Source organism: Streptomyces sp. UH6 (genome assembly GCF_013421635.1).
GTDB lineage: Bacteria > Actinomycetota > Actinomycetes > Streptomycetales > Streptomycetaceae > Streptomyces > Streptomyces abyssomicinicus.
In genome coordinates this window covers 1-3,244 of the sequence record NZ_JACADT010000659.1, presented here as the reverse complement: position 1 = coordinate 3,244, position 3,244 = coordinate 1, and the positions used below count along the sequence as shown (strand labels likewise).

At 75.0% G+C, this 3,244-nt stretch carries 5 protein-coding genes; 3 read left to right on the top strand and 2 right to left on the bottom strand.

Going from position 1 to position 3,244, the window contains the following annotated elements; all coding sequences use genetic code 11:
- Both HW445_RS23825 and HW445_RS23820 read left to right on the top strand, forming a co-directional pair.
- Positions 1–713, top strand: a 713-nt coding sequence (locus HW445_RS23825) for a hypothetical protein (RefSeq protein ID WP_218957330.1), incomplete at its 5' end; no start/stop codon positions are given.
- Positions 714–874: 161 nt separating this feature from the next.
- Positions 875–1,561: an O-methyltransferase gene (locus tag HW445_RS23820; protein WP_180222998.1), complete on the top strand. Its 687-nt coding sequence runs from the start codon at positions 875–877 to the stop codon at positions 1,559–1,561.
- 24 nt (positions 1,562–1,585) lie between these two features.
- On the opposite strand, the gene HW445_RS23815 is transcribed toward HW445_RS23820, so the two are convergent.
- Complete coding sequence (locus HW445_RS23815; RefSeq protein ID WP_151773019.1) at positions 1,586–1,978, bottom strand: FHA domain-containing protein; 393 nt, start codon at positions 1,976–1,978, stop codon at positions 1,586–1,588.
- A 102-nt stretch (positions 1,979–2,080) separates the two neighbouring features.
- Here HW445_RS23815 and HW445_RS23810 point away from each other — a divergent pair, with 102 nt between their 5' ends.
- On the top strand, positions 2,081–2,479 hold the full coding sequence (locus tag HW445_RS23810) for a DUF1992 domain-containing protein (protein ID WP_180222997.1): 399 nt from the start codon (positions 2,081–2,083) through the stop codon (positions 2,477–2,479).
- Positions 2,480–2,541: 62 nt separating this feature from the next.
- On the opposite strand, the gene HW445_RS23805 is transcribed toward HW445_RS23810, so the two are convergent.
- The coding region (locus HW445_RS23805; protein WP_180222996.1) for a hypothetical protein at positions 2,542–3,244 on the bottom strand (703 nt) is incomplete at its 5' end.

Sequence of the window (3,244 nt, the reverse complement as noted above, 5' to 3'; positions counted from 1 at the left end):
GCATTCCGGTCATGCGACGAATTCCCCCCTTGTTCCTGGGTGTTGCCGCCGCCGCGCTGCTGGTCGCCGGCTGTGGATCCGACGACGGGGCGGCCACCGGCCCCTCTCCGGCGGACGGAGCGGGCACCGCCTCCGACGCCGCGCCGGAATCCTCGGCGACGACGGCCGGGCCGCTGGCCGTGGCGGTCACCGGCCCTCAGGAGGGGGTCGCCGCGAGCGGCGCGGACATGGAAGAGCCCCCCGGGAAGCCGGACAACGGCGCGGACTTCACCACGCAGGTCGAGTACGCGCTCCAGGGAGACCTGCTGAGCGACGCCCGGGTGGCGGGCAGGACCACCGCGGTCTGCCCGCACGGCGTCACCCGGGAGGCGAAGGCGAGCAGCGCGTGCACGGTGACGTACGAGGGGGTCGAGATCCCCTACACCGTCACCATCGGCGAGACCTACGAACCGGACGACGTCCTCACCCCCTACCGAGCCGAGCCGCAGAAGCGGCTGCTGGTCGCCCGGCGCGTCCACCACGAGTTCTGGGAGCGGTTCGGCGGCGACGCCGGCACCGAGCTGTCCTGCGACGAGATTCCCGTCGCCGCCGCGGTCGACGGGTCCGCGCCCAGCGGGTACACCTGCCAGACCGTCCGGGACGGCGGCGCCGCCACCCGGTACACGGTGGCCGCGGACGCCGACGGACCCCGGTTCGACCGCGTCCAGGACTGACCGGCACGGCGGCGGCGCGTGCTCACGGTGGCGGGCGCGGGCGGCGGGCCGGGGCCATAATCCCCGGGGAAGGGGACCCGCGGGGTTCCCTCCGCCCCGTCCGGCCGGCCGGTCGGCCCGTCGGCCGGTCGGCCGGTCGGCCCCAGGGAAAGGACTGTCCGATGAGCGACCCCGCAGGCGGGAATCCCGCAGTCTGGAACGACGTCGACGACTATCTGTCCGCCCTGCTCGCCCCGGAGGACGAGGCACTGACGGCGGCCCTGCGCGACGCCGGCGAGGCGGGCCTGCCGCCGATCGGCGTGTCGGCGACCGCGGGCAAGCTGCTGCGCCTGCTGGCCGAGACGCAGGGGGCCCGGAACATCCTGGAGATCGGCACGCTGGCCGGGTACAGCACCATCTGGCTGGCCCGCGCCCTGCCGGCGGACGGCCGCCTGGTCACTCTGGAGTACGAGGAGCGGCACGCCGCGATCGCCCGCCGCAACCTCGCCCGGGCGGGGCTGGACCGGATCGTGGAGGTGCGGGTGGGCCCGGCGCTGGAGTCGCTGCCGAAGCTGGCCGACGAGCACCCGCCCCCCTTCGACCTGGTGTTCATCGACGCCGACAAGGCCAACAACGCGCACTACGTGGAGTGGGCGCTGCGGCTCACCTCGGCGGGCAGCCTGATCGTCGTGGACAACGTGGTGCGCGGCGGCCGGGTCACCGACGCCGACGGCGACGCCCCGGACGTCCGCGGCACCCGCGCCGCGCTGGAACTGATCGCCACGCACCCGAGGCTCAGCGGCACCGCGCTGCAGACGGTGGGGGTCAAGGGACACGACGGGTTCGCGCTGGCACGGGTCCTGGCGTAGCGGCTCCGCGCCGGGGCCGGGGGGTCAGGCCTCGTGGTAGAAGCCCACGTTGACGCTGCGGGGCGAGGTGCGGTCCTGGACGACGATCTCGCCGGAGCCGCCGGGCGGCAGGGTGACCGTGCCGCCGTAGGCCAGCGGGTGGGTGGCGCCGCCCATCAGGATGCGGACCTCGGAGGAGGGGTCCGGCTGGGAGCCGCGCAGCCAGGTCAGGTGCCAGACGCCGTCCGAACCGTACTGGAACTCCAGGTGGACCCGGGAGACGAACAGCCAGTCCGACGGCGTGCCGAGCCGGCACACCGCCTTGTCGCGGCCGACCCGCAGCACCGAGCCGGGGGCGCTGGGCGCGTCGGCCATCTGCATGCCGGCCGTGGCGCCCTCGTCCGTGCCGGAGACGGCGGCCATGGTCAGTTCGAGCACTGCGCTCAGCTCCTCGTGGTGCGTACCGGGCGGACCGGTGCCGATGATAGATCGGCCTGATGCCGCTCGTCCGCCGGACCTCCGGTCCGGGACAATGGACGCATGACCGAACGGAAGCCTCCGGGCGTGAACTTCGAGTCCTGGGTGGACCGCCAGATCCGTGAGGCGGAGGCCCGGGGCGAGTTCGCCGATCTGCCGGGCGCGGGCAAGCCCCTGCCGGACCTCGGCGCCGCGCACGACGACCTGTGGTGGGTGAAGCGCAAGATGGCCCGCGAGGGCCTGTCCGTGCTGCCTCCGGCGCTGGCCCTGCGCAAGGAGGCCGAGGACGCCCACGAGGCGGCGCTGGCCGCCCCGACGGAGGGGGCGGCGCGCAAGATCCTCGAGGACGTGAACGTCAAGATCCGCGACATGATGTACAAGCCGCCGCCGGGCCCGCCGCTCGGCCGCAAGCCCTTCGACGTGGAGGGCGTGCTGGCCGAGCGGCGGGCCCGGCGGGACTGAACTTCTCGGCTCCTCGGCTGCGTCGGCTGCGTCGGCTGCGTCGGTGCTTCGCGGAGGGGGCGTCAGAGCCGCAGCAGCCGCTCGGTGAGCTCGCGGTAGTCGCGCAGGATCAGCCGGAGCTGCTCGGTGTCGGCGGACGGGTCGGCGGTCTCGTCGCCCAGGGACTGCCAGGCGGTGCGCAGGGTGCGGCGCCGGGCGGTCAGGCAGGAGCTGAGGCGTTCGGACACCTCGTCCAGGATCTTCTCCGCCTCGGCCACCGAGCCGCGGGGCTCGTCGACGAAGCCGCCCATGGCGTGGTGCAGGCGCTGGGTCTGCTTCTCCGTGTCCTCGTGCGGCAGCAGCCGGTGCAGCGTCTCGCCGGGGCCGTCGTCGGCGTGGCGGGTGCCGGTGCCGTGGGTCCCGGTGCCGCCGGTACCCGTGGCGTACGTGCCGGTGTCGTGGGCTCCGGTGGCGTGGGTGTCGCGTCCGTGGGTCGCGGTGCCGTCGGTGCCGGTGCCGGTGCCGTAGGTGTCGTGGCCGTGGGTGCCGTGGCCGTCCCGCGTTCCGGTGACGCCGCCGAACGGGCCGCCCGTCACGTTGCCCGCACCGGGCGTGCCCTGCGTGCCGGCCGTGGCCTGAGGGCTGTGCGCGCCCGCGCCCGGGGTGCCGTGGCCGGCCGCGGAGCCGTGGGTGTCCTGGAACACCTGGCCGTCCCGGATCCCCTGACCGGCGGACCGGTCACGCTGGTCCTGGAGGTCGTGGCTGTCCGTGCCCGGCGGGACGCCG